The following is an 841-nucleotide window of genomic DNA, read 5'->3' as shown; positions in this document are numbered from 1 at the left end:
GGAACAACCGGCGGCTGGTTCGATTTCGGTTGCGCCAACGATGATGTCGACGCAACATTCGATGATCAGGGAAGCTCCGCTGTAGAGAACGTTTGTAACTCTTCCCCCGGTATCGGCGGCACAGTTATTCCTCACAACGCCTTAAGCGCATTTAACGGTGAGTCTACTCAAGGTGTCTGGACACTCAAAGTAGAGGATAAAGCAACGATCACCAACTCAGGAACGCTAAACACCTGGGCTCTTGAAACGATAATCCAATAGTTAGCACTGTACTAAGTTTATTGTGCAAAGGCACCAAGCGCTAAAATCGAGCTTGGTGCCAACCAATCAGATATCCCGGCTAAAGAATATAGATATGAACAAGTTGCTTAATGGAATCAATTTTAAACGCTCTCTACAGGTGAGCCTGCCGATAATGGCGCTCTCCTTGTTTGGCTGTGATGGAGGTAGTAACTCCGGTGGAGATAAAGCGGAGCCAACAACAACGCTCACATCACCTACCTACAGTAGAACAACGACTAACTCAGTGGTGACAATTAGCGGCTCCAGTTATGATGAGCATAGTGGTATCGAAAGCGTCACAGTAAATGGTGAACCAGTTACGAGTGATGATAATTACGCAAACTGGCGTGTAGATCTTCCAACCGAACCTGATATCGGTGAACTGAACATCAATACAATTGATGGTGCAGGCAATAAACGCGAAGATAAGTTTGACTTAAGGGTTACAAGAATCGATGAGATTTTTGAAGAACCAAGCCACCTGGCTATCACCTCTGATAATAAATTATTAATAAGCGATGCAAATAAGCTTAAGACTTACGCTACAGATATAAACTCA

Annotated in this window: 2 protein-coding genes; both read left to right on the top strand. The window is 44.5% G+C overall.

Going from position 1 to position 841, the window contains the following annotated elements:
- Window positions 1-261: proprotein convertase P-domain-containing protein (locus tag A3729_RS08775; protein ID WP_197475714.1), on the top strand; the 261-nt coding region annotated here is incomplete at its 5' end.
- A 94-nt stretch (window positions 262-355) separates the two neighbouring features.
- Window positions 356-841: hypothetical protein (locus A3729_RS08770; protein WP_156497824.1), on the top strand; the 486-nt coding region annotated here is incomplete at its 3' end.

It is taken from the genome of Oleiphilus sp. HI0043 (assembly GCF_001634935.1).
Note: the sequence above shows the minus strand (reverse complement) of the source record. Positions and strands in the feature narration are given on the sequence as shown.